This is a genomic window from Mycobacterium heidelbergense, assembly GCF_010730745.1.
GTDB classification, from domain to species: domain Bacteria; phylum Actinomycetota; class Actinomycetes; order Mycobacteriales; family Mycobacteriaceae; genus Mycobacterium; species Mycobacterium heidelbergense.
On sequence record NZ_AP022615.1, the window covers coordinates 3,638,483 to 3,659,759 of the forward strand.

The 21,277-nt window shown below is 67.8% G+C and carries 20 protein-coding genes; 15 read left to right on the forward strand and 5 right to left on the reverse strand.

Annotated features, from left to right (window positions below):
• Positions 1 to 22: 22 nt before the first annotated feature.
• Positions 23 to 883, forward strand: a complete 861-nt coding sequence (locus tag G6N25_RS17160) for an LLM class flavin-dependent oxidoreductase (protein WP_083010972.1) — start codon at positions 23 to 25, stop codon at positions 881 to 883.
• On the opposite strand, the gene G6N25_RS17165 is transcribed toward G6N25_RS17160, so the two are convergent.
• A complete protein-coding gene (locus G6N25_RS17165; protein WP_083071941.1) occupies positions 852 to 1,571 on the reverse strand; it encodes an SDR family oxidoreductase in 720 nt (239 codons plus the stop codon). The genes G6N25_RS17160 and G6N25_RS17165 overlap by 32 nt on opposite strands.
• Before the next feature lie 16 nt (positions 1,572 to 1,587).
• On the reverse strand, positions 1,588 to 2,421 hold the full coding sequence (locus G6N25_RS17170; RefSeq protein ID WP_071510160.1) for a FadR/GntR family transcriptional regulator: 834 nt from the start codon (positions 2,419 to 2,421) through the stop codon (positions 1,588 to 1,590).
• Between the two features lie 58 nt (positions 2,422 to 2,479).
• Between G6N25_RS17170 and G6N25_RS17175 the strand changes: the two genes are divergently transcribed.
• Together G6N25_RS17175 and G6N25_RS17180 are read left to right on the forward strand one after the other, a co-directional pair.
• Complete coding sequence (locus tag G6N25_RS17175; RefSeq protein ID WP_372506714.1) at positions 2,480 to 4,867, forward strand: CaiB/BaiF CoA-transferase family protein; 2,388 nt, start codon at positions 2,480 to 2,482, stop codon at positions 4,865 to 4,867.
• A 303-nt stretch (positions 4,868 to 5,170) separates the two neighbouring features.
• Positions 5,171 to 5,362 (forward strand): ferredoxin, encoded by a 192-nt coding sequence (locus G6N25_RS17180; protein ID WP_071510163.1) that lies wholly within the window; start codon positions 5,171 to 5,173, stop codon positions 5,360 to 5,362.
• A 24-nt stretch (positions 5,363 to 5,386) separates the two neighbouring features.
• Here G6N25_RS17180 and G6N25_RS17185 read toward each other — a convergent pair whose 3' ends face one another.
• The gene (locus G6N25_RS17185; protein WP_083071943.1) at positions 5,387 to 6,631 is read right to left on the reverse strand and encodes a cytochrome P450; all 1,245 of its coding nucleotides are present in this window, start codon (positions 6,629 to 6,631) and stop codon (positions 5,387 to 5,389) included.
• A gap of 207 nt (positions 6,632 to 6,838) precedes the next feature.
• Between G6N25_RS17185 and G6N25_RS17190 the strand changes: the two genes are divergently transcribed.
• The 9 genes from G6N25_RS17190 to G6N25_RS17230 all read left to right on the forward strand — a co-directional run bounded on the left by G6N25_RS17190 (position 6,839) and on the right by G6N25_RS17230 (position 14,997).
• A complete protein-coding gene (locus G6N25_RS17190; RefSeq protein WP_083071944.1) occupies positions 6,839 to 8,071 on the forward strand; it encodes a hypothetical protein in 1,233 nt (410 codons plus the stop codon).
• Positions 8,068 to 9,213, forward strand: a complete 1,146-nt coding sequence (locus G6N25_RS17195) for a sulfotransferase family protein (RefSeq protein ID WP_083071945.1) — start codon at positions 8,068 to 8,070, stop codon at positions 9,211 to 9,213. The genes G6N25_RS17190 and G6N25_RS17195 overlap by 4 nt, the downstream gene beginning before the upstream one ends.
• The gene (locus G6N25_RS17200) at positions 9,200 to 9,889 is read left to right on the forward strand and encodes a TetR/AcrR family transcriptional regulator (RefSeq protein WP_083071946.1); all 690 of its coding nucleotides are present in this window, start codon (positions 9,200 to 9,202) and stop codon (positions 9,887 to 9,889) included. The genes G6N25_RS17195 and G6N25_RS17200 overlap by 14 nt, the downstream gene beginning before the upstream one ends.
• Positions 9,890 to 9,913: 24 nt before the next feature.
• Positions 9,914 to 10,717, forward strand: a complete 804-nt coding sequence (locus G6N25_RS17205; protein WP_083071947.1) for an SDR family NAD(P)-dependent oxidoreductase — start codon at positions 9,914 to 9,916, stop codon at positions 10,715 to 10,717.
• 149 nt (positions 10,718 to 10,866) lie between these two features.
• On the forward strand, positions 10,867 to 11,955 hold the full coding sequence (locus tag G6N25_RS17210; RefSeq protein ID WP_083071948.1) for an aromatic ring-hydroxylating oxygenase subunit alpha: 1,089 nt from the start codon (positions 10,867 to 10,869) through the stop codon (positions 11,953 to 11,955).
• Entirely contained in the window at positions 11,955 to 13,517 is a 1,563-nt protein-coding gene (locus G6N25_RS17215; RefSeq protein WP_083071949.1) for an AMP-binding protein, read from the forward strand. Before G6N25_RS17210 ends, G6N25_RS17215 begins: the two co-directional genes overlap by 1 nt.
• A 63-nt stretch (positions 13,518 to 13,580) precedes the next feature.
• Positions 13,581 to 14,006, forward strand: a complete 426-nt coding sequence (locus G6N25_RS17220) for a nuclear transport factor 2 family protein (protein WP_083071950.1) — start codon at positions 13,581 to 13,583, stop codon at positions 14,004 to 14,006.
• Positions 14,007 to 14,077: 71 nt separating this feature from the next.
• Positions 14,078 to 14,551, forward strand: coding sequence for an FAS1-like dehydratase domain-containing protein (locus G6N25_RS17225; protein WP_232065962.1), 474 nt, complete (start codon positions 14,078 to 14,080; stop codon positions 14,549 to 14,551).
• Positions 14,548 to 14,997, forward strand: a complete 450-nt coding sequence (locus tag G6N25_RS17230) for a MaoC family dehydratase (RefSeq protein ID WP_083071951.1) — start codon at positions 14,548 to 14,550, stop codon at positions 14,995 to 14,997. The genes G6N25_RS17225 and G6N25_RS17230 overlap by 4 nt, the downstream gene beginning before the upstream one ends.
• A gap of 82 nt (positions 14,998 to 15,079) precedes the next feature.
• On the opposite strand, the gene G6N25_RS17235 is transcribed toward G6N25_RS17230, so the two are convergent.
• Positions 15,080 to 16,546: an aldehyde dehydrogenase gene (locus G6N25_RS17235; protein WP_083071952.1), complete on the reverse strand. Its 1,467-nt coding sequence runs from the start codon at positions 16,544 to 16,546 to the stop codon at positions 15,080 to 15,082.
• Between the two features lie 92 nt (positions 16,547 to 16,638).
• On the opposite strand from G6N25_RS17235, the gene G6N25_RS17240 reads away from it, so the two are divergent.
• Positions 16,639 to 17,985, forward strand: a complete 1,347-nt coding sequence (locus G6N25_RS17240) for a secreted hydrolase (RefSeq protein ID WP_083071953.1) — start codon at positions 16,639 to 16,641, stop codon at positions 17,983 to 17,985.
• A gap of 60 nt (positions 17,986 to 18,045) precedes the next feature.
• Here G6N25_RS17240 and G6N25_RS17245 read toward each other — a convergent pair whose 3' ends face one another.
• A complete protein-coding gene (locus tag G6N25_RS17245) occupies positions 18,046 to 19,209 on the reverse strand; it encodes an aromatic ring-hydroxylating oxygenase subunit alpha (protein ID WP_083071954.1) in 1,164 nt (387 codons plus the stop codon).
• A gap of 40 nt (positions 19,210 to 19,249) precedes the next feature.
• Between G6N25_RS17245 and G6N25_RS17250 the strand changes: the two genes are divergently transcribed.
• Together G6N25_RS17250 and G6N25_RS17255 are read left to right on the forward strand one after the other, a co-directional pair.
• Positions 19,250 to 20,122 (forward strand): MerR family transcriptional regulator, encoded by an 873-nt coding sequence (locus tag G6N25_RS17250; protein WP_083071955.1) that lies wholly within the window; start codon positions 19,250 to 19,252, stop codon positions 20,120 to 20,122.
• Positions 20,123 to 20,182: 60 nt separating this feature from the next.
• Positions 20,183 to 20,902: a DUF1906 domain-containing protein gene (locus G6N25_RS17255; RefSeq protein WP_083071956.1), complete on the forward strand. Its 720-nt coding sequence runs from the start codon at positions 20,183 to 20,185 to the stop codon at positions 20,900 to 20,902.
• Positions 20,903 to 21,277 lie beyond the last annotated feature (375 nt).

The window sequence follows — 21,277 nt, forward strand, 5'->3', positions numbered from 1 at the left end:
CGGCACGAGCACAGGTTGTCGCATGGTCGAGTGGTATCTATTCCTGCCGCAGGTGCGGCTATCGGCGGCCGACATCGCGGAACGGGCCCGCCACGCCGAGGCCAGTGGTTTCGATGGGATGGCGTTCATCGATCACCTCGAGGCTCCCGGGCTCCCCGATGAAAACATCTGGGAGGCAATGGGCATCGCCACCTGGGTGGCGGCCAAGACGGAGCGGCTGCGGATCGGCCATCTGGTTCTGTGCGACGCCTTCCGCCACCCCGCCGTCCTCGCCAAACAGGCCGTCACCCTCTCCGACGCGTCGAACGGCAGATTCGAGCTCGGCCTCGGTGCGGGATCATGGCCCGCCGAATTCACCAGATTCGGTGTCGGCCAGCAGGATCCGGTCGCCAGGGTCGAACAGCTGGGGCGCCACCTCGAGCTGATCCGGCAGTACTGGGGCGACGCCGCGGGCGACACCGCCCAGGCCCCGCGCAGGTCCCATCCGATACCGCTGGTCCTGGGTGGCACCGGGCCTCGGATGATGAAACTCGTTCGCAGCTACGCGGATTGGTGGAACCTGCCGGCCAACCACCTCGATAGGTTGCCCGAGCTGGCCCCGGCGGCGGGAACGGCCCGGGTGTCGGTCCAGCAGATGGTGGGCTTCGTCCGGTCCGGCGGCGATCCGAACGCCGTGCGCGACGTGAGCACCCGGCGATTCGGCACCCTGGGGTCGGGGCTGGTGTGCGGCGACGCCGACGAGCTGATCCGGCACTTTACCGGCCTGGCCGCCCAGCGCGTCGAGCGATTCTATGTCTGGTTCGCCGATTTCGCCGTCCCGGATTCCCTGCACGAGTTCGGCGAATCGGTGATCAAGTCTTTCGCCGGCGACGGGCTTCCGTAGGCACGATCGGCGGCCGGGCGAACGGACCCCGCTGCACCGCGCCGAGCCGGATCTCCGGCAGATCAACCGACGGGTCGACGGTGTCCAGCCAGGCAACCGCCTCGGCGACGTCGGACACCCGGATCGCGTACATCTCGAAGGGAACGTCCTGCAGCATCTCGGTTTCCACCGGGCCCGGGGTGACGACGTGCACGCTGATGCCGTCACGGTCGACCTCGAGCGCCAGCGCGCGGGCGAACGCGTTCATGCCGGCTTTCGATGCGGAATACGCCGTCCGGGCCGGCATCGGCTCGTGCGCCGCCGACGACGAGATGAACACGAACCGCGAGCCCGCGCGCATCCGCGGCAGCGCGGCGGCGGTCACCACGAAGCAGGAATCCAGGTTGGCGGACATGATGGCCCGCCACTGCTCGAAGGTTTGCTTGCGCGCGTAGGTTCCGCCCAGCGCGCCGGCCGCATGAACGACGAGATCGACCGTCTCCACAGCGCTTATCGCGGCGGAGAACCCGTCGGGATCGGATGCGTCGGCCACGACATGGCGCGCACCGATCTCCTCGGCGGCCGCCCGCAGGGGTCCTTCGCGTCGTGCGGCCAGCACCACGTCGTAGCCCAGCTCGCTGAGCTTGCGGCCGCATCCCTTTCCGATCCCGCCGCTGCCGCCGGTGACCAACGCGGTTCGCGGGGACATCAAGTTCCTGGCGGCGTCAAGGGCGCCGCATGTCGCGCGGGCGGGACCCCGAACGTGAAAGGGCCTGCGGCGAAAGGGCATAGATGCGTTGATCGGGCCGGCCCGACAGCACATAGGTCTGCGTGTCGGCGAGATGGCGACCCGCGATCCGGCGAGCCCGGTCGACGTCACCCTCCGCGATGGTCTCGGCGAGCTTGACATGCGTGCTGAGCACCGCGCGGCGCTTCGCCAACGATGGGTAGGTGCCGCGCGCCGCGCTCTCGTCCGCCCACTGCTGTTCGTGACTGGTCCACAGCGTCTCCAGGCTGCCGACCACCGCGATGATCGTGTGATTTCCGCAGCCCCGGACGATGAGATCGTGGAATTGGCGGCCTATTTCGGTGAACAGCCGACCGTCGTCGAGGTGTTCGGCCATCGAATCGTTGACCCGCTTGAGTTCGGGCACCAACGTGTCCGCGCGGTCGGGGCGCTGGGCCGCCAGCGCGGCGCAGGCGGGCTCGAGTTCCTGCAACGCCATGCCCAGGTCGGCGACCTCCACGGACTCGCTCTGCAACAGCAGGCCGAGCATGTAGGCGGCGCTGGTCTTCGCCGGCGCGTGCACGACGGCGCCGCCGCGGTTGCCCCGCCGGACCGAGACCAGCCCCTCGGTTTCCAGGATTCGCAGCGCCTCCCGCAGGGAGACAAGGCTGACGTTGAACTGTTCGACGAGCACCTCCTGGCGGGGCAGGAGGTCGCCGTCGGCGAGTTCGCCGTCGATGATCTGGCGGCGCAACTCGTCGGCTACAATTTCGGCGATCCGCGGCGCCGACAATCGGCGACGGGCATCGGGGCCAATTCCCAGGGCGGTCATCCAATCCTCAGAACTCGACAGGCTTAGCTATTTTAGCAGTAATGGTATAAATAGCCGGGTGAGTCGCGCGTCCGAAAGCCGGCCGACACCGCTGCACGAGTTGCGTGTCGTCGAGATCAGTGACCGGATAGCCGGCGGTTACTGCGGGAAGCTGCTGGTCGACGCCGGGGCGCGGGTGCGGAAAATCGAACCGCCGCAAGGGGATTGGTTGCGGCGGTATTCGGCCACCTGTTCGCCGGTCGCCGACGGCGATGCGTCGCCGTTCTTCAGCTACCTCAATGCGGGCAAGCGCAGCCTGACGTGCGCTCCGGATTCCGGGCGCTACCGCGCCGAACTGGCCGCCGCCGACGTCGTGGTCGTCACCGCCGGCCGGTCGCGGGCCGCGGCGCTGGGCGTCGATCCGCGGCGGCTGCTGGCCGAGTCGCCGCGGGCGATCATCGTCACGATCTCCGACTTCGGCTGGGCCGGGCCGCATGCCGACCGCGCCGCCAGCGAGTTCACCTTGCAGGCGTGGGCGGGCTCGCCCGGCTTTCGCGGCGATCCCGCGGGGCCGCCGATCTCGATCGGCGGCGACCTGGGGGAGTACATGGGCGGCGTGTACGCCGCGTTCGGCGCGCTGGCCGCGCGCCGCCGCGTCGAACGCGGCGGCCCCGGCGAGCATCTCGACCTGTCCATGCTCGAGGCGATGACGGCGATGCAGAGCAGCGAATGGCTGCACTCGCAGCTGCTGCGCGTGCCGCCGATCCGCCGCACGCTCGAAGTGCCGTCGATCGAGCCGGCCAAGGACGGCTACGTCGGGATCACCATGGTCACCGGCCAGCAATGGCTCGACTTTTGCGCGATGGTCGAGTGCCCGCGGCTGGAGGAGATCGAACAGCTGCGTTTCCAGATCGGCCGATGGCAATACCGCGACCTGATCCGCGAACAGATCCATCCGTGGCTGGCCGAACGGACCGTCGACGAGGTCGTCGAACTCGGGCAACTGTTCCGGCTCCCGATCGCGGCGCTGGGCAACGGCTCCACGATCCGCGACATGGAGTACGTCCGGCAGCGCGGGGTGTTTGTCCGCAACCCCGCCGGCTTCGACCAGCCCCGCCCGCCGTGGCTGATGTCGGCGTGCGCGCCCGCGCAGGTGCGCGACACCCCCGCTCCCGGCGAGGGCAACGACGAACCACCGTGGCGCAGAAGCACATCCGAGCCTGATCCGGCGCCACACGGATTGCCGCTGGCGGGCGTTCGCGTCGTCGACCTGACCGCGTTCTGGGCCGGGCCCGCCGCGACCCACCTGCTGGCCGCGTTCGGCGCCGACGTCATCAAGGTGGAGTCGATACAGCGGCCCGACGGCATTCGCTACTCGGGCGGGATGCGCACCGACGTCGACGACTGGTGGGAATACGGCTGGGTGTTCCACGCCATGAACACCAACAAGCGTTCGGTCACACTGGATTTGGGCTCTAGTGAAGGACGTAGGCTGTCCCTCAAGCTGGCGGCCGGCGCCGACGTCGTCATCGAGAACTTCTCCCCGCGCGTCATGGACCAGTTCGGGCTCACCGCCGACGTGCTGCTCGACGTCAACCCCAGACTCGTCGTCGCCCGGATGCCCGCGTTCGGGCTGGACGGCCCGTGGCGCGAGCGGGTCGGATTCGCGCCCACCATGGAGCAGATCGCCGGCCTGGCCTGGGTGACCGGGCTGCCGGAGGCCCCGCCGGTGACGCCGCGCGGCGCCTGCGATCCGCTGGCCGGCGTGCACGCCGCGTTCGCCGTGCTGGCGGCGCTGAACTTCGCCGAACGCACCGGATCCGGGCAGCTGGTCGAGCTGCCGATGCTCGAAACCGTGCTCAACGCCACCGCGATACAGGCGATCGAATCCGAGGTCTTCGGGGTGACGCTGAGCCGGCGGGGCAACCGCGGCCACGGCGAGTCGATCCAGAACATCTACCGGTGCGCCGGCTCCGACGACGACTGGATCGCGGTCACCGTGCGCGACGACCGGCAATGGCGCGCGCTGGTCGACGTGATGGGTCGACCCGACTGGTGCGACGAGAGCCTGGCCACCGTCGCCGGCCAGCGGGAGCGAGCCGACGACGTCGATCGCCGGCTGCGGGATTGGTTCGCCGGGCAACCGCGGGAATCGGCGGTGGAGCGCTTGGCCGGCGCCGGTATTCCCGCCGCGCCCGTGGTGTCGCCGTCGTTGGTGACCGAGAATCCCCAGCTGCTCGACCGGGGCTTCTTCGAGGCCCTGGACCACCCGAGCACCGGCGCGGGCCTTTATCCGTGCCCGCCGTTCGCCAAGCTGGCCGGCCAGGACAGGTGGCTGCTGCGTCCGCCGCCGAGGCTGGGCGAGCACAATGACGAGGTGCTGCGCGAGCGGTGCGGGCTGACCGACGAAGAGTTGGCGAACCTGGCGGCCAGCGGGGTGATCGGGACCCGTCCGAAGGGCGTCTAGCGGCCCAGGCTACTTTTCCTGCGTCGAGATCGACGTTAGCGCGCCGCTTACTCGAACTTTCCCACGATAACGTCGATCTCGGCGCGTCGTCGACGACATGGTGGCATGGACTATCGCGGACTATCGCGGACTATCGCGCATAACGCACCAATGGCCACATGATGACCAGACGTATCGTTGATTACTCCTTTAGGGAGCGATGATGCCGACGAACTCGCCGACCAGACCACTTCGGCAACGCTGGTCGGCCCATCGGCTGAGCCGAACACCCATCGCAAAACGCCAAAGCCTAGCCTATGAGGCATGCGCGTGACGGTCGACGAGAACTTGTGTGAGGCCAATGGTTTCTGCGAATCGCTCGCCCCGGAGGTGTTTGAACTGGGCGACGCCGACGTGGTGCAGATCGCGGACGGACCGGTGCCGCCGCGCCTGGAGATCGACGTGCGCGCCGCGGTGGACCAGTGCCCCAAGGCCGCGCTGCGGCTGAGCGACTGACGCGTGACGGGGCGCCCTACTGACCTATTGCCGCTCGGACAGCGAGATCGCCATCTCGTCGTAGATCGACATGTTGGTGAGCAGGTTCGGGTGGGCCACCGTGGCCGGGCCGAGTTCGATGTCGTCGCAGCGCAGCAGCAGTTCGTCGAACACGGCGCGAAGTTCCGCGCGCGCGAGCATGGCGCCCAGGCAGTGATGCGGTCCGCCACCGCCGAACGCCACCTGCGGGTTGGGCTGGCGGCCGATGTCGAAGGTGAACGGCGAGTCGAAGACCTCCTCGTCGCGGTTCGCCGAACGCAGCATCGACACCACCCGCTCGCCCCGCGCGATGTGCTGGCCGTCCATCTCGACGTCGACCTTCGCGGTGCGCGTCCAGTACGCCACCGGTGACGCCCAGCGCAACATCTCCTCAATGGCGCTGGGCCGCAACGCTTCCCGCTCGCGATACCGCTCGATCTGCTCCGGGTTCCGCACGAACGCCTGCACCCCGGCGGCCAGCGCGTTCTTGGTGGTGTCGCTGCCGGCGAACGCCAGCACGAAGAAGAAGAACTCGAGTTCGTTGGCGGGCAGGCTGAATTGCTCGCCGTCTTCGCCGGTGATCACCGCGGTCGCCAGCGTGCTCCAGATGTCGTCGGTGGGATTGCGCCGCTTGTCCGCGGTGAGCTCCATCGCGTACCCGAAGATGGTGGCGTAGAGATCGGTGTAGTCCTGCCAGCTCGGCCGCGCGCCGACCGCGTTGGCCTTCAGGATGCGGTCCAGGCAATCGAAGATTCGCGGCCGGTCGGATTCCGGGATGCCGATGATGTCGCCGATGACCGTCATCGGCAGCGCGTCGGCGACGTCGGTGATCCAGTCGCCGCCGCCCTCGGCGAGCAGACGGTCGATCATCCGCGCTGCGCGCGCCCGGATGCCGTCCTCGAGTTTGGCGATCGCCCGCGGGTTGAACGCGTTGGCGATGAGCTTGCGGCGTTTGTTCAGCTCCGGCGGATCCATGTTGATGATCGTCGGATACGCCGAGAACATGCCGACCGGCTGGATGAGGGGACCGTCGACCGCGGTGAACGAATCCGCGTCACGGTGCAGGCGCACCGTGTGCCGGTGCTTGGTGGTTATCCAGAAGTCGCGCTGGATGCCGATCTTGGTGACACCGGGGGTGAGGTCGTGCCGGAAAAGCGGCCGGCTGCGTCGTAGCTCGGCAAACAGCTCGTCCGGAAATCCGTTGTGCCACAGCGTGAAATCGGAGAGGTCGATGTGAGCCGTCGTCGTCATGGGTCGCCCTCGTTTCGTGCGCAGCGGCCACGGATAGCAAATGGCGCCAAAGCCGCTATCTTTGCTATTTAAGCATAGGAAGGGGCGCAGTCGACGGGGACCGGATGTTGACAGACGCGCCGTCCGGTGTGATAGTTCAGGGACGCTCAAATCGAAAATGCTGTTTTCGAAAATAGGTGTCAGGATGTCGATGAGTGAGCTGGACAGATGAGCGGCCGGACGGCGAATCCCGCGGCGTGGTTGCCGTTTTCCATCGCCGAGGCGTCGTTGTCGGAGGCCGCTGACGCCGACGACCTCGATCCGGCGCGGGGATGGGCGCACCTGCTCGGCCGGTTGGCGGCGGCGGCGGAACTGGTGACGGCCAGCCCCTTCGCGCATAACGGGCTTGACCTCGCTTCCGGTCTGCGACATCTGTTGGTGCTGGCCGCAATCGGCATCGACGAGGCGCTGCGATTCGATCCGGATCCGATCCTGGCCATCTCACGGACTTCCACCGACGACGTCCTGACCTGGGGTATGGATTGTCCCGACGCGATCTATACCCGCGCGATGATGCGGGGCGGCGAGACCTATCGGCTATTCGGCAACCGGGGCACCGCCCGCTACGTCGGGCTGCAGACGATGGATGGGATCGTCGCGACCGCCAACGTCCTGGTCGACGAGCTCGAGGTGGATCCCGAGGGCAACTTCGAAGTGATCATCTCCGCGGATGAGTGCGCGGGAAACTGGATGCGGATCGACGGCGACAACCCCACTTTGGTTGTCCGCCACTTCTTCTACGACTGGGACACCGAGGTTCCTTCGTCGTTGCGGATCGAACGGATCGGCGGCGGCTCAGAGCGCGAACGCCGCACGATCGACCGGGACGCGGCGATCTCGCGGCAACTGGTGGCGCTGGGCGAGTTCGTGTACGCCAACCTGAAGTTCTTCCACGACTGGGGTGGCACGCCGACCGCCAACGGGTTCCTGGCCCCGATGAACCTCTCCTCGGTGGGCGGCGCGGCCGAAAACCGGCCCGTCATCGGACGCTGGGAACTCCAGCCGGACGAGGCGTTGATCCTCGAGGTGAAGCCGCCCAACGGCGTCTACTGGAGCTACTCGCTGGGCAATCCATGGTGGGAGACAATCCATTACGGCCGCCACCAATCCAGCCTGAACGCTCATCAAGCCGTCGTCGACCCCGATGGGCTTGTTCGCGCCGTCGTGTGCCCGCGCGACCCCGGCGTGGCGAATTGGCTCGACACCGCCGGATACAGCAACGGTGCGATGATCCTGCGCTGCGTGCGCACCGACACCGCCCCAACGCCGAGCACGCGCGTGGTGAAGTTCGACGACGTCGCATCGGCGCTGCCGAAAGAAACCAAGACGGTCACGGCCGCGGAACGGGCGGCAATCATTGCGGCGCGCCGCCGGGCCGTGCACGCGAGGTTCGCGCGGTGAGTTTCTCGGCCGACGAACTCGAGGCGGGCGCGCGCGCGGCCACCGGCCTCGACGACTTCGGCTCGCACTACTACCGCGAGGGCCTCGAACGCATCGTCGAGGCGCTGAACGCCGAGGCCGGCCTGAGCGAGGTCGGGGAGGTGATCCAGCACGCGACCATCAGCAACGCCCTCATCCAACGCCTGAAGATCGAAGACGCCTACCGGCGACACCCGGAGATCGACGACGGGGTGGTTGAGGGACCGGTCTTCATCATCGGTCTACCGCGCACGGGGACAACGGCTCTCAGCCAACTGGTGGGGGCCGATCCCCAGTTCCGCTCGCTGCGGATGTGGGAGTCGCAGGCCCCGACGCCGCCGCCCGAGGCGGCCACTCAACACGACGACTCTCGCATCGCACAGGCCCAGGCGGGTCTGGACATGTTGAACGACATGTTCCCGCGGATGAAAACCCTGTACAACTCCGAAGCCACCGCGGCGACCGAGTGCCAGGACCTCATGGGAATGAGCTTCCGTACGGTGCATTTCGACGGGGTCGTGCGCGTTCCGCGGTACCTGGACTGGGTCCTGGCCTGCGACATGCGTGAGACATACACGTATCACCGGCGAGTGCTCAAGCTCCTCCAATGGCGCTGTCCGCCCAACTTGTGGCACCTCAAGACGCCGGTGCACATGTTCTCGCTCGACGCGCTCGTCGCCGCCTACCCGGAAGCGAAATTCATGTGGAGCCACCGCGATCCGGCGAACGTGATGGGGTCGGTGTGCAGCCTCATCCGGTATGTCCGCAGCTGGAGCAGCGACCGCGACGATCCCGAAGAGCTCGGCGACGAGCAACTTCGGTGCTGGGCGGAAGGCGTTCGCAGGGCGATGGACTTTCGGAAGCGGTTCGGCGACAACCGCTTCGCCGACGTCTCTTTCGCCGAGTTGCAGACCGACCCGGTGAACACGCTGCAGAAGGGTTACGATCAACTCGGCCTGAGCTTCACCGACGACACGCACCGGTCCGTGCGGCGGTGGGCCGGCCGCCACACGCCGGGAGCACGCGGGGCCCACGAGTATGAACTGCTCGACTACGGGCTGACGCCCGAGCGCGTCCGCGAACACTTCGCCGACTACCTTGCGACGTACGATGCCACGGGTTGAGCCGGAGGCCGCTTCGACGACCGCGAGTTCGGTTGCGGCACGGCGAGGACGCGAGAGGCTGCGCCCGGACGCCGGCACGCGAGGCGCGTTGTTCTCCGCGGCGTCAAAGATCATTCGCGAACGCGGCGTACACGCGCTGACGGTGGCCGACGTCCTGGCCCGCGCAAAGCTGGGCACACGCGCCTTTTATCGACATTTCGACTCGAAAGACCAACTCGTACAAGCGGTGTTCCTGGAGATGGCGCGCGTCGAGATGCGGCGATTGCGCCGCAAGATGGCGGCGGCGTCGAACCCGGTTGCGGCGGTGGCGGCCTGGATCGACGGCCGGCTCGATCTCGCCTTCGACGAGACCGTTCGGTCCGACCTGCGCGTCCTGTCGCTCGAAGCGCAGTCGCAGATGTTCGCCGCCCCCGCGGTGGTGAGCCCGGCATACCGGGAGATGTTGACGCCGCTCATCGACCAGCTCGAACTCGGCCAGCGGCAGGGGATTTTCACCAAGACCGACCCGCTGACCCACGCGGAGTTGTTGCACGGCGCGATATGGGCATGCGTCGAACGGCAATGGGCCACCGGGGACTGCGATCACGCCAAAGCCAGGGAAGCCGCGCTGCGGTTCTGCCTGGGCGGCCTGGGCGCCCCGGAGCACCTGATCGCGCCCGTCGTCGGCCACGGCTGAGACCGCCAACACCGAGGAGACACCATGGATTTGGGCTTCGCCGGCTCGAAAGCCGTTGTCACCGGAGGCAGCAAGGGGATGGGACTGGCCATCGCCGAGACGCTGGCCGCGGAGGGCGCGAGCGTCGCCGTCATGGCACGGGGCAAACCGGCGCTCGACGCCGCGGTGGACTCCCTGAAAGCGGCGGGCGCGCCCGACGCCGTCGGAATCAGCGTCGACATGTCCGATGCCGAATCGATCGCGGCGGGATTCGCGGCGGTGGCGGATCGCTGGGGCGAACTCAACAGCCTGGTCCACACGATCGGCCCGGCCGACGGGTACTTCGAAGAGATGGACGACTCGGACTGGGACGCGGCGTTCGCGCTCGGCACCATGTCGGGGGTGCGATCGATCCGCGCCTCGTTGCCGATGCTGCGGGCCGCCGAATGGGCTCGCATCGTGACGTTGTCCGCGCATTCGATCCAGCGGCAGAACCCCCGCATCGTCGCGTACACCGCATCGAAGGCGGCCCTGAGCAGCGTGACCAAGAACTTGTCGAAAAGCCTGGCCGGGGACGGCATCCTGGTGAATTGCGTGTGTCCGGGCACCATCGTGACGGCGAGCTTCACCGAGACGCTCAGGGATATCCTCGCCGCCGACGGGCTCGACGCCGCAAACCCGCATGACGTGATGAAGTGGATCGACGACAATTTTCATCAGCCGTGCGACCTTGGCCGAGCCGGGCTGCCCGAGGAAATCGCGTCCATCACCGCCTATCTGGTGTCTCGGCGCAACGGGTACGTCACCGGCGCGACCGTGAACGTCGACGGCGGGTCGGACTTCGTCTGAGGTGATCGGCGGGCGAGTTGACGTTGAATTCCTAAGATAGTAAAAATAGACAGAAGTCCGCCCAGCGTGGCGACCAGCGGTGCGGCCGTCCGCCACGAGGCTGTGCGGGGAACGGAGAGGCAGTGACGCACACGGTTTCGGACTCCGCCATGGACCCCTCGGAACGAGAGTTCGGACAGTCCGGCATTGCGTTGTCGACCTACCGGTTCCCGACGGGCTGGTTCATCGTCGCCTTCGCCTCCGACCTCGCCGCCGGTCAGGTCAAGCGGGCCCACTACTTCGGCGAGGAGCTCGTGCTGTTCCGCGCCGAATCCGGCCGGGTGCACGTGATGGACGCCTACTGCCAGCACCTGGGTGCCAACCTGGGCGTCGGCGGCACCGTGGAGGGCGAGAACATCGTCTGCCCCTGGCACGGTTGGCGCTGGCGCGGCGACGGCACCAACGCGCTGATTCCCTACAGCAAGATCGGCTGCAAGAACAACGTCCGCATCCGCACCTACCCGAGCATGGAGTGGTACGGCTTCATCCTGGCCTGGCACGAGCGTCACGGCCGCGCGCCGTACTGGCAGCCGCCGGTGCTGCCCGAGCTGGAAACGGGGGAGTACTACCCGCTGCACCCGCACACCCAGATGCTCAACCGGGTCAAGGTGCACCCGCAGATGATCATCGAGAACGCCGCCGACCCCTACCACGTCCAATACGTGCACAAGGCCGCCAATCCCGCCACCACCGCGTCGTTCGAGGTGTCCGGTTACCACCTGCACGCCACCGTCAACGCGCATTTCGGCGGCGGCCGCGCGTCGACCTGGTTGACCCCGAACGGGCCGGTCGACGCCAAGATCGTCTACGACAACTACTCGCTGGGGCTGGGCATCGTGCGTTTCCCCAGCGAGCTGGTGGCCACCGTCCAGGTGACCGGGCAGACGCCGGTCGACGAGGACTACACCGACTACTTCTACACCCAGGCCTCCGTGCGCGAGCCCGGCGACGCCGGCGACGTGCCCACCGGCCGCGCCGCCAAGTTCCTTGCGCTGCAGCAAGAGGTCATCAAACAGGACTTCTTCACGTGGGAGAACATGAAATACCTCGAGAAGCCGAACCTGGCCCCCGAGGAGGCACACGACTACGCGGCGCTGCGCCGCTGGGCGCACCGCTTCTACCCGGGCGCGCAGCCCTCGCCCTCCGACTTCGGCTACACCGCCGAGGGTGAACCCGACCCGGCGGCCTCGAAGGCCTGATGCCGGGGCCCGCCGACTTCGGCGTCGATCGTTTCACCGTGCCGGCCGTGCTGGATCGCCGCGCCGAGCAGCACCCCGACCGGGTGATGATGTCGATCGCCGGGGTCGACGTGACCTTCGAGCAGATGCGCCGGCGGTCCTGCGCGGCGGCCAACATGCTGACCGACCTCGGCGTCGGGCGCGGCGACGGCGTGGCGTTGTTCACCGCGACCTGCCCGGAGTGGGTCTACTTCTGGCTGGGCGCGGCGCGCATCGGCGCGGTGAGCGCGGCGGTGAACGCCGCGAGCAAGGGTGACTTCTTGCTGCACACGCTCCGGCTGTCGCGGGCCAAGGTGATCCTCACCGACGGCGAGCGACGGCCCCGCGTCGACGAGGTCGCCGACGGGTTGGAGACCGTGACCGACGTTGTGGTGCAAGGTGATTCGCTCGCCGAGGCCCTGGGTGGTGCCGACCGCCCGCCGGCCGACGCTGTCGTTGGGGTGGGTGACGTGGGATCGCTGTTCTATACCTCGGGCACCACGGGACCGTCGAAAGCGGTTGCCACGACGTGGCATTACCTGTTCTCGGTGGCGGCGACGGTCGCGTCGGCCTGGGACTTTCGCGCGGGGGAGGTGCTGTGGACGGCGATGCCGCTGTTCCACCTGAGCGCGGCCCCGAGCGTGCTGGCCCCCATGCTGGTCGGTGGAACGACCGTGTTGGCCAAGGCCTTCCATCCCGGCGAGGTGTGGGACGACGTCCGGGCCCACGGCGCCATCGGCTTCGCGGGCGCCGGCGCGATGGTGTCGATGCTGCGGAATCTGCCCGAGGATCCGCGTGACGCACAGCTGCCGCTGCGGTTCATCTCCGCCGCGCCCATCGACGCGAATTCCTACCACGACATCGAAAAGCGTTACGGCTGCTGCATCGTCACGATGTACGGGATGACCGAGGCCTTCCCGATCGCCGTCAAGGGCGTGGCCGACGAGGGGGTACCCGGGACGTCGGGACGGCCGAACCCCAACTTCGACGTGCGGATCGTCGACCAGCGTGGCGACCCGCTGCCCGCCGGCACCGTCGGGGAGATCGCCTGCCGGCCCAGGCGCGCACACGTGATGAGCGAGGGCTATGTGGGCCAGGGTTCGCGGATGGACCCGCACCCGGAGTGGTTCCGCACCGGCGATCTGGGCCGGCTCGACGCCGACGACAACCTGACCTACGTGGACCGCATCAAGGATTCGCTGCGCAGGCGCGGCGAGAACGTCTCCTCGGTCGAGGTCGAAGCCGTCGTGATGCGCCATCCCGCGGTGGCCGAGGCCGCGGCGGTCGGGGTGCCCAGCGAGCTGGGCGAGGACGACATCCTGCTGATCGTGACGTTGCGCCCCGGCGCCGCGCTGGACTGCGCGGAGTTGCTCGACTTCTGCGCCGCTCGCATGCCGTACTTCTGCGTGCCGCGATTCGTCGAGACGGTCGATGAACTTCCCAAGAACGTCATAGGGCGGATACGTAAAGATTTGTTGCGTACTCGGGGTTTAAAAGCGGGCGTCTGGGATCGCGAAAAATACGGTTATGTCGTTAATCGCTAAGTTAAGTTAGTGTTACATGAGCCATTCTTTTCCGTCATTTCCCCGAGAGGCTGGAGAGCCACGATGACCCTGACCTATCAGCAAGAGCAGCTCCTCCAAGCCGTGACGGGCCGCGCCGCCATCCTGGATCTGGACGCCCGGCACAATCGGGCCTATTCCGATGGCGATCGCGAGCGCTGGATCGCCACCTTCCGCCATTCCGGCGCCAGCTACACCCGCGATAGCGAGCAGTTCACCGATCTGCGCACGGCGTTCGACGGCGGCAACGGGCAGCGCCTGGTCACCGTCGATCACGAGATCCACATCGACGGCGTCCAAGCGACCCAGCGTTGTGTCGTCGTGCTTTTCGCCGCCATGTTCGGCGACACCGCGCTGCGGGCCACCGGCACGTACAAGGACGCGCTGGTCTACGAGCGCGGCGGCTGGTTCTTCACTTCGCGCGTGCTCGAATGGGATTCGGTGCCCAGCCGGCACCCGCTCGTCATGTGAGCGGCACCGGTGAGGTGGATCAGGGCCTCAGCTACCAGCTGGCCTTCGGCAGCTACGACGATGCGCTGCGGATGGTCGGCGCGAAGAGCGAACCGCGAACCGCGCGAACGCCGGTCAGCGGCGCGCGCATTCAATTGTTCGCCGCGATGGTCCACGACGGCAATCGTTCGTATTGGGACCGCGAGTTCGCCCGGGAGAAATGGGGAGGTCTGCTCGCCCCGCCGGCTTTGTTGATGGGCTGGCTCATACCCCCACCGTGGGAGCCGCGGGGTAGGCCGCCGGCGGCGTCGGTGGCGCTGCGGGTGCCGTTGCCGGGCACCACCTTCGTCAATGCGGCCAACGACGTTGAGTTCCTGCGGCCCATCGTCGAGGGCGACCTGCTCAGCGTCGTGGAGGAGCTGGTGTCGGTGTCGCCGGAAAAGCGGACCCGGCTGGGGGCCGGGCATTTCGTCGAAACGCTGGAGACGTATCGCCGGCAGGACGGAACCGTGGTCGCCACATGCCGAAACACGTTGTTTCGCTTCACACCCGGCGGTTCGTCGTGACCGGTGCGGATCTGGACTGGGACGACATCACCGTTCCCGTCGACCTGCCCGAGGTGGTCGACCACATCAGCTATCAGCGAGTGGTCGAGAACGCGGGAGCGACGTGGGACTATTTCCCCGGCCATTTCGATCCTGCCTACGCCCAAAGCCAGGGCAACCCAACGATTTACGTCAACACCATGCACCTCGCCGGGTTCGCCGACCGCGTCGCGACCGATTGGGCGGGCCCGAGCAGCCGCGTGGTGCGCCGGTCCATGCGGCTGGCCGGTTCGGTGTATGCCGGCGACACCATGGTCGGTCGGGGCCGGGCGGTGGCCAAGCGGCGGGACACCTCGGTGGACCCGCCGCGCCGCCTCGTCGACATCCAGATCCAGGTGACCAATCAGCATGGCGCGCTGTGCTGTCCGGTCGAGCTGACCCTGCAGCTGCCCGACCGGCGGGCATGATGGATTCCGGCGCGGGCGAACTGCATCTGGCGGTGTGCCGACGGTTCGGCGAGGCCGCGACCCTTCGTGGCGCCCGGACCTTTCATAGCGGCGGCATCGGCCCGTTGCAGACCACCGATTGCAGCTCGACGTATTCGTCGAGGCCCTCCGGCCCGAACTCCCGCCCGAGGCCCGACTGCTTGAAGCCGCCGAACGGGCTGCTGATGTCGAGCATGTACATGTTGATGCCGTAGGTGCCGGTGCGCACCCGGGCGGCGATCCGCAGGCCGTGGGCGGTGTCGGCGGTCCACACCGAACCGGCCAGGCCGTAGTCGCTGTCGTTGGCGATCCGGATCGCGTCGTCCTCGTCGCGGTAGCGCAGGACGGTCAACACCGGGCCGAAAATCTCCTCCCGCGCGATGCGCATCTCGTTGGTGGCGTCGGCGAACAGGGTTGGCCGCACGTACCAGCCGCGCTCGGCCGGGCTGTCCTCGCCGCCGAGGATCATGCGCGCGCCTTCCCGCTGCCCGGACCGGATGTAGTCCTGCACCCGGCGCTGTTGCCGTTGCGCGACAAGGGGTCCGACGTCGGTGGCCTCGTCGGCGGGATCCCCGACGCGCAGGCCCGACATCATCTCCGCCAGGGCGTCGACCAGCTCGTCGTGGCGTCGTTCGCTGACCAGGATGCGGGTCTGCGCGACGCAGGCCTGGCCGTTGTTCATCAGGCCGGCCGTCTTCAGCCCGGCCACGGTCTTGCCGATGTCGGCGTCGTCGAGAACGATCGCCGCCGACTTGCCGCCCAGCTCCAGGCTCACCCGCTTGAGCTGCTCCCCGCACAGCGCCGCGATCCGGCGCCCGGTCGCGCTGGACCCGGTGAACGCGATCTTGTCCACGCCCGGATGGCGCACCAGCGCCTCGCCGACATCGGGCCCGCCGGGCAGCACCGATACCACGCCCTCGGGCAGGCCCACCCGCTCGATCATCTCGGCCAACCACAAAGCGTCCAAAGGCGTTTCGGGTGCCGGCTTGATGACGACCGCGCAGCCCGCGACGAGGGCGGGGATCAGCTTGGGCATGATCAGGAATTGCGGCACGTTCCACGGCACTATCGCGCCGACCACCCCGACCGGGGCCCGGTGCAGGTGCACGTCGCCGAGCACGCCCCGGCGGCGTTCCACCCACGGGAAGTCCCGCGCGACCGCCAGGGTGAGGTGCATCATCGACGCCGCCCCCGCGGCCTGGCCGAGTCTGCTGAAGCTGCGCGGCGATCCCATCTCCGCGGTGATCAGGTCGGCCATCTCGTCGATGTGACCGGAGTAGATCGCGGCCAGCTCGTCGAGCTTGGCCATCCGCTCCCCGGGGGTCATGCGCGGCCACGGGCCGTGGTCGAAGGCCCGTCGCGCGGCGGCGACGGCCGCGTCGACGTCCTCGGGGCCGGCCGCCTGAGCGTGGCCGATGGGCTCCTCGGAGTGCGGGGAAATGACCGTCAGGTGTTGGGGGCTGGCGGGTTTGCGCCAGTGACCGCCGACGAAAAGTTCGTCATACGAACGGTGGCAGGAATTTTCCGTCATCGGGCACTACCTCGGGGCAGGGTGAGAACGCGACCGTTACTTCGCTATTGCTGCTAACATAGCAAAAAAGCAGGGTCGAGGAAGCGCGTGACATGAAGAGCGACTGGCGCAGTTACCCATTCCGGTTGGTGCCCGGCGATCCGCAGCTCGATTTCCCGGCCGCCGAAGGCGAACACCCCGACCAGGAGTCGGACACCTGGTTCATCGCCGGTCGGCTCGACGCCACCGAGACGGACCGGTCATTCGCGTTCCTGACCATCTTCAACAAGAACCGGCCCGGCGGAACGGTGGTCGCGGACTTCTACACCATGGCGCTGTTCGACCTGGACACCGGCGATTACGGCACCTATACGGATTACGACATGCCGCCGGCCAACCTGGAGCCGGGCGCGCAGCGCAAGCTGGACATGGCCCTGGGGTATCTCGACGTCAGCTACCACAGCGGCGCCGGAACCGCGTCGTGGACGGCGTGCCGCGACGCCGACGGGAAACTGTTGCCCTACACCTACCGTGTCAGCGTGGTGGGCGAGGACCACTCGGGTCGGCGGATGCGGCTCGACCTGGCCGTAACGCCAACGCGCGCACCGACACCGGTGGGCGCGTCGACCTACAACGGGAAGATCGTCTGCTTCGGTCAAAGCGACACCTACTCGTATTTCCAGACCGGAATGGCGATGACCGGGACCTTGCGCTGGGGCGATGTGGTCGAGCAGGTCTCCGGCAGCGGGGGGCACGTCGACCGGCAGTGGTTCCCGAAGTACGCCGGCGGCGGGGGAACCGGGGGAGACCCGCGGGCCAGGTCCCACGAATGGCGCACCATCAACTTCGATAACGGCGTGGACGTGAGCATCTGGCGGCAGTTCGACCGCGCGAACGGCAATGCGCTGCAGCCGTTTACCGGCGTGACGACGAGTTATCCCGACCCGGGCATGCCGCCGCGGTGCGCCGAGGACGTCGAGGTGACGATCAGCAGCTACGTCCGGTGGCCGAACGCGGTGCGGCCGCTGGTGCGGCCGGTCGCCGCGGCCCGCTACATGCCGGATCGGCACCGGATCACTTGCGCCACACTGCAACTGGATGTCATCGGGGAGCCGCTGGTGGCGGCCCCGGCGCACGGGTTGCCGATCGAATACATGGAAGGGCCGTACCGCTATCACGGAACGCTGTGGGGCAAACCCGTGACCGGGTTCGCGTTCAACGAGCGCTCGTTGGCGCTGTACCGGGACTGGGAGCTGGTCGAGGTGCTGGCCACCACTGTCGCGAGCGCCGAACCCGCCGTCCCGGAGCTGCGGGCGATGGTGGATCGGGTGGCGCCCTTGGTGGCCTCCGGCCGTCGCGGCGAGGCGGTGGAGCTGTTGAGCGGGGTGGCGCCCGTTGAAAACGAGCTACTGGCAACCATTCTCGACGACCTGATCGCCGTGCTGTCGTCGGGCGATTAGGGCGGCCCGGGCGCCGAGCCTGTAAATCTGCAGGTGCCTACTCGCACTTCTTCTGCAAAATTACAGCCTCACCGCGGCTTGGTCGGTAGCCGAGGCGAGCGCCCGGGCCCAGGTGGCGTGGCGATGCTGCAGCCCCGGTTCGTTGCGGCCGAACAGCAGGTGATCGCGGGCGCCCGACTCGAGGTTGGCCTGCAATCCCTCGACCAGCCGGTAGTCCTCGTCGCGCACCGTGGCGTGCGCGTAGTCGAAGACGGCCTGGGCGCCGGCGGCCACGGATTCGTCGGACAGGTCCAGCGGTGTCGAGTTCTGGTGCACGGTGATCGATCTGCCCGGTCGGTCGCCCGGGTAGATCCGGAACAGCTCGCCGTTGGCGATGGTCACCGACAGCACGATGTTGGGGAACAGCGCGTAGATCACGACCATGTTGTGGAACGGGTTCCATTGCTCCTCGGGCATATCGTCCAGTTCCAGGATCGTGTTGAGCGGGAAGATCAACCGGTGATGGGGCCCGTACGCATCGAAGACCGTGCAGTTGCTGCGGGCGATCGTGGCAAACGTCTGCCGGTGCACGGTGGCGAAATGGTAGTTCTCCGAAAAGGTGTCGACCGCCAGCTTCCAGTTGATCGGGCAGTCGAGCACCTTCTCGCCCAGCGGGGACCAGCGCCCGATGCCCCAGGAGTCGAGCTCGTCGGCCAGCGGCCCCAGGTGCGCGGCGACGTCCAGGGTCGCGCCGGGATCCAATGCCACCCAGAGGAATCCGGCGAACTCGGCGGCCGGAAGCTCGGTCAGGCCGTCGGACTTGACGGTCACGTCGGGAAAGCCCTCGCGGCCCGGCACGCCGACCAACCGCCCGGTGTTGTCGTACGTCCACGCGTGGTACGGGCAGGTGAATCGCTTGGCGCTGCCGCGCCCCGTCACCACCGGCGACTGCCGGTGCAGGCAGACGTTGTCGAACGCCTTGACGGACCCGTCGGACGTCCTGGTCAGCAGGACCGATCGCCCCATCACCGTCTTGGTGCAGTACGCGCCGGGACCGGCGAGCTCCGAGACGTAGCCGACCAGCTGCGGGCTGGCCAGCAGCAGGGCCCTGTCCCGGTTGTGTCGGTCGACCGAGGTGTAGTCGGCCGCGTCGACCCGGTGGGTCGCGGGGGCGAGGTCGGTCGCCTTGTCGCGCGCCAGTTTCAAGGCGCGCCGGGTCAGGTCGACGAGCTGGTCACGGTCCATGGGCCCAGTACAGACCTTGCGACGGTTGTAAGGTCAAGGAGTGGCTGAGCAGTTGCTGATCGGCGACGTCACGGCCCTGACCGGGATCGCCTCGGGCCGCATCCGCCACTACGAGAAAATCGGGTTGCTGCGCGCGGAGCACCTGTCCAACGGCTACCGGGTCTTCGACGTCGAGCAGGTCCTCGACCTGTTGCGCATCGACCTGATGCGAAGCCTGGGCGTCGGCATCAACGACATTCAGCGGTTGGTCGACGGCGGGCACACCACCCTGGCCGATCTCCTCGACGAGCACCGCGGATTGCTGGTGCGCCAGCGGGACCGGCTGGATCAGCTGATCGCGGCCATCGACCGCGCCGCCGCCGGGAGCGCCGACGACCTCAACGAACACATCCTGCGCAGGCTGGCGACCACCCACCGCGACAGCATCGGCGTCATCGGGCGGCTCAGCGCCCCGCTGCCCGCGCCCGTCGCCGCGATGTATGCCGACCTGTTCGACGAGTGGGAGCTGCCGGTTCCGGCCCTGTTCGGGCAGATGGTTTTGCCGCCCGCGGCCAGCACGCTGCTGGCGCAGCTCGCCGAGACGCCGGGACGCCAGGTGCTCTTCGACCGATTGCGCACGCTCGCCGGCGAAGTGGTTTCGTTGGGCGAAAACGAGTCGGCCGCAGGGGAACTCGCGCGCGACTGGATCGACGAGCAGCTGGCCGACCCGTTGCCCGACGACGTGGTCGGCGCGCTGCGCGGCGTGCGGCCGCTGCTGGAGCACGAGCCGGTGATCGTGCAGGGATTCCGGGCCTGGGCCCAGTCGATCAACGCCGGGGCCGCTCACTTCCTCGACGAGATCGCCGTCCAGACCGCTCGCCGCCGTCTCGAGGCCGTGAGCGTCATCGTGCTTCCCGGCGATGCGCCAACGTGACACAGATGTGACCAATGTGGCTAACGTGTCATTTGGGGTTTGTGTCGTACCCTGTGGCATGTGTCGGTTTCGCGGCGTGACGTGCTCAAATTCGCCGCCGCCACCCCGGGCCTGCTGGGCCTGGGCGTCGCGGCGGCGTCGTTGCGCGCGGCACCGGCATCGGCATCGCTCGGCACCCTGCTGGATTACGCCGCCGGGGTGATCCCCGCCAGCCAGATCAGGGCCGCCGGGGCGGTGGGGTCGATCCGGTACGTGTCCGATCGCCGGCCAGGTGGCAACTGGATGCTGGGTAAGCCGATCCAGGTCGCCGAGGCGCGTGACCTGGACAGCAACGGGCTGAAAATCGTGTCGTGTTACCAGTACGGCAAGGGCAACACCGCCGACTGGCTGGGCGGGGCCGGCGCGGGTCTGAAACACGCGCAGCGGGGGATGCAGCTGCACGCCGCCGCCGGGGGCCCGGCCAACGCCCCGATCTACGCCTCGATCGACGACGACCCGTCCTATGACCAGTACAAGCAGCAGGTAGCCCCCTACCTGCGGTCCTGGGAGTCGGTGATCGGACACCAGCGCACCGGCGTGTACGCCAACTCGAAAACCATCGACTGGGCGCTGCACGACGGTCTGGGCTCCTACTTCTGGCAGCACAACTGGGGTTCGCCCAAGGGGTTCACCCATCCGGCCGCGAATCTCCACCAGGTTGAGATCGATAAGCGCAGCGTCGGTGGGGTCGGGGTGGACATCAACGAAATCCTCAAACCCCAATTCGGGCAGTGGGTCTGAGCGCGCTACCGCCGACAGCTCCAGCAAACACTCGTTCGCTCGTTTCCCGCCGCCGCGGACGCGGGTGGCCGCCGGCCGACGCGGCGCCGGCCGTTCACACACAACCCAATTTTCTTAACATAACGATTGCGTAACAATACTGCCTTGATCAGCGCAGTTATGGCTACTCGACCGTAACCACCTGCATGCAGGAGGTTTGTTCGCCACGACGGTGTCGCCAGTTAAACCCGGTGTTACCCACGACACGGTTACCCATGCGTAGAACTCGCCAGTAACCGATCGGCACGCAGAAAAGGCATTGATCCTTATGACACCCTTATTAGAGCCGATGCAGTCCGCCGCGCCGCCCGATCCCCGGGCGACGGCCCACCGACA

Bases quoted from the DNA above. Each gene is read 5' to 3' on its own strand.
- G6N25_RS17160 (WP_083010972.1), top strand. From the start codon at position 23: ATGGTCGAGTGGTATCTATTCCTGCCGCAGGTGCGGCTATCGGCGGCC.
- G6N25_RS17165 (WP_083071941.1), bottom strand. From the start codon at position 1,571: ATGTCCCCGCGAACCGCGTTGGTCACCGGCGGCAGCGGCGGGATCGGA.
- G6N25_RS17170 (WP_071510160.1), bottom strand. From the start codon at position 2,421: ATGACCGCCCTGGGAATTGGCCCCGATGCCCGTCGCCGATTGTCGGCG.
- G6N25_RS17180 (WP_071510163.1), top strand. From the start codon at position 5,171: ATGCGCGTGACGGTCGACGAGAACTTGTGTGAGGCCAATGGTTTCTGC.
- G6N25_RS17185 (WP_083071943.1), bottom strand. From the start codon at position 6,631: ATGACGACGACGGCTCACATCGACCTCTCCGATTTCACGCTGTGGCAC.
- G6N25_RS17190 (WP_083071944.1), top strand. From the start codon at position 6,839: ATGAGCGGCCGGACGGCGAATCCCGCGGCGTGGTTGCCGTTTTCCATC.
- G6N25_RS17200 (WP_083071946.1), top strand. From the start codon at position 9,200: ATGCCACGGGTTGAGCCGGAGGCCGCTTCGACGACCGCGAGTTCGGTT.
- G6N25_RS17205 (WP_083071947.1), top strand. From the start codon at position 9,914: ATGGATTTGGGCTTCGCCGGCTCGAAAGCCGTTGTCACCGGAGGCAGC.
- G6N25_RS17210 (WP_083071948.1), top strand. From the start codon at position 10,867: ATGGACCCCTCGGAACGAGAGTTCGGACAGTCCGGCATTGCGTTGTCG.
- G6N25_RS17215 (WP_083071949.1), top strand. From the start codon at position 11,955: ATGCCGGGGCCCGCCGACTTCGGCGTCGATCGTTTCACCGTGCCGGCC.
- G6N25_RS17220 (WP_083071950.1), top strand. From the start codon at position 13,581: ATGACCCTGACCTATCAGCAAGAGCAGCTCCTCCAAGCCGTGACGGGC.
- G6N25_RS17225 (WP_232065962.1), top strand. From the start codon at position 14,078: ATGGTCGGCGCGAAGAGCGAACCGCGAACCGCGCGAACGCCGGTCAGC.
- G6N25_RS17235 (WP_083071952.1), bottom strand. From the start codon at position 16,546: ATGACGGAAAATTCCTGCCACCGTTCGTATGACGAACTTTTCGTCGGC.
- G6N25_RS17240 (WP_083071953.1), top strand. From the start codon at position 16,639: ATGAAGAGCGACTGGCGCAGTTACCCATTCCGGTTGGTGCCCGGCGAT.
- G6N25_RS17245 (WP_083071954.1), bottom strand. From the start codon at position 19,209: ATGGACCGTGACCAGCTCGTCGACCTGACCCGGCGCGCCTTGAAACTG.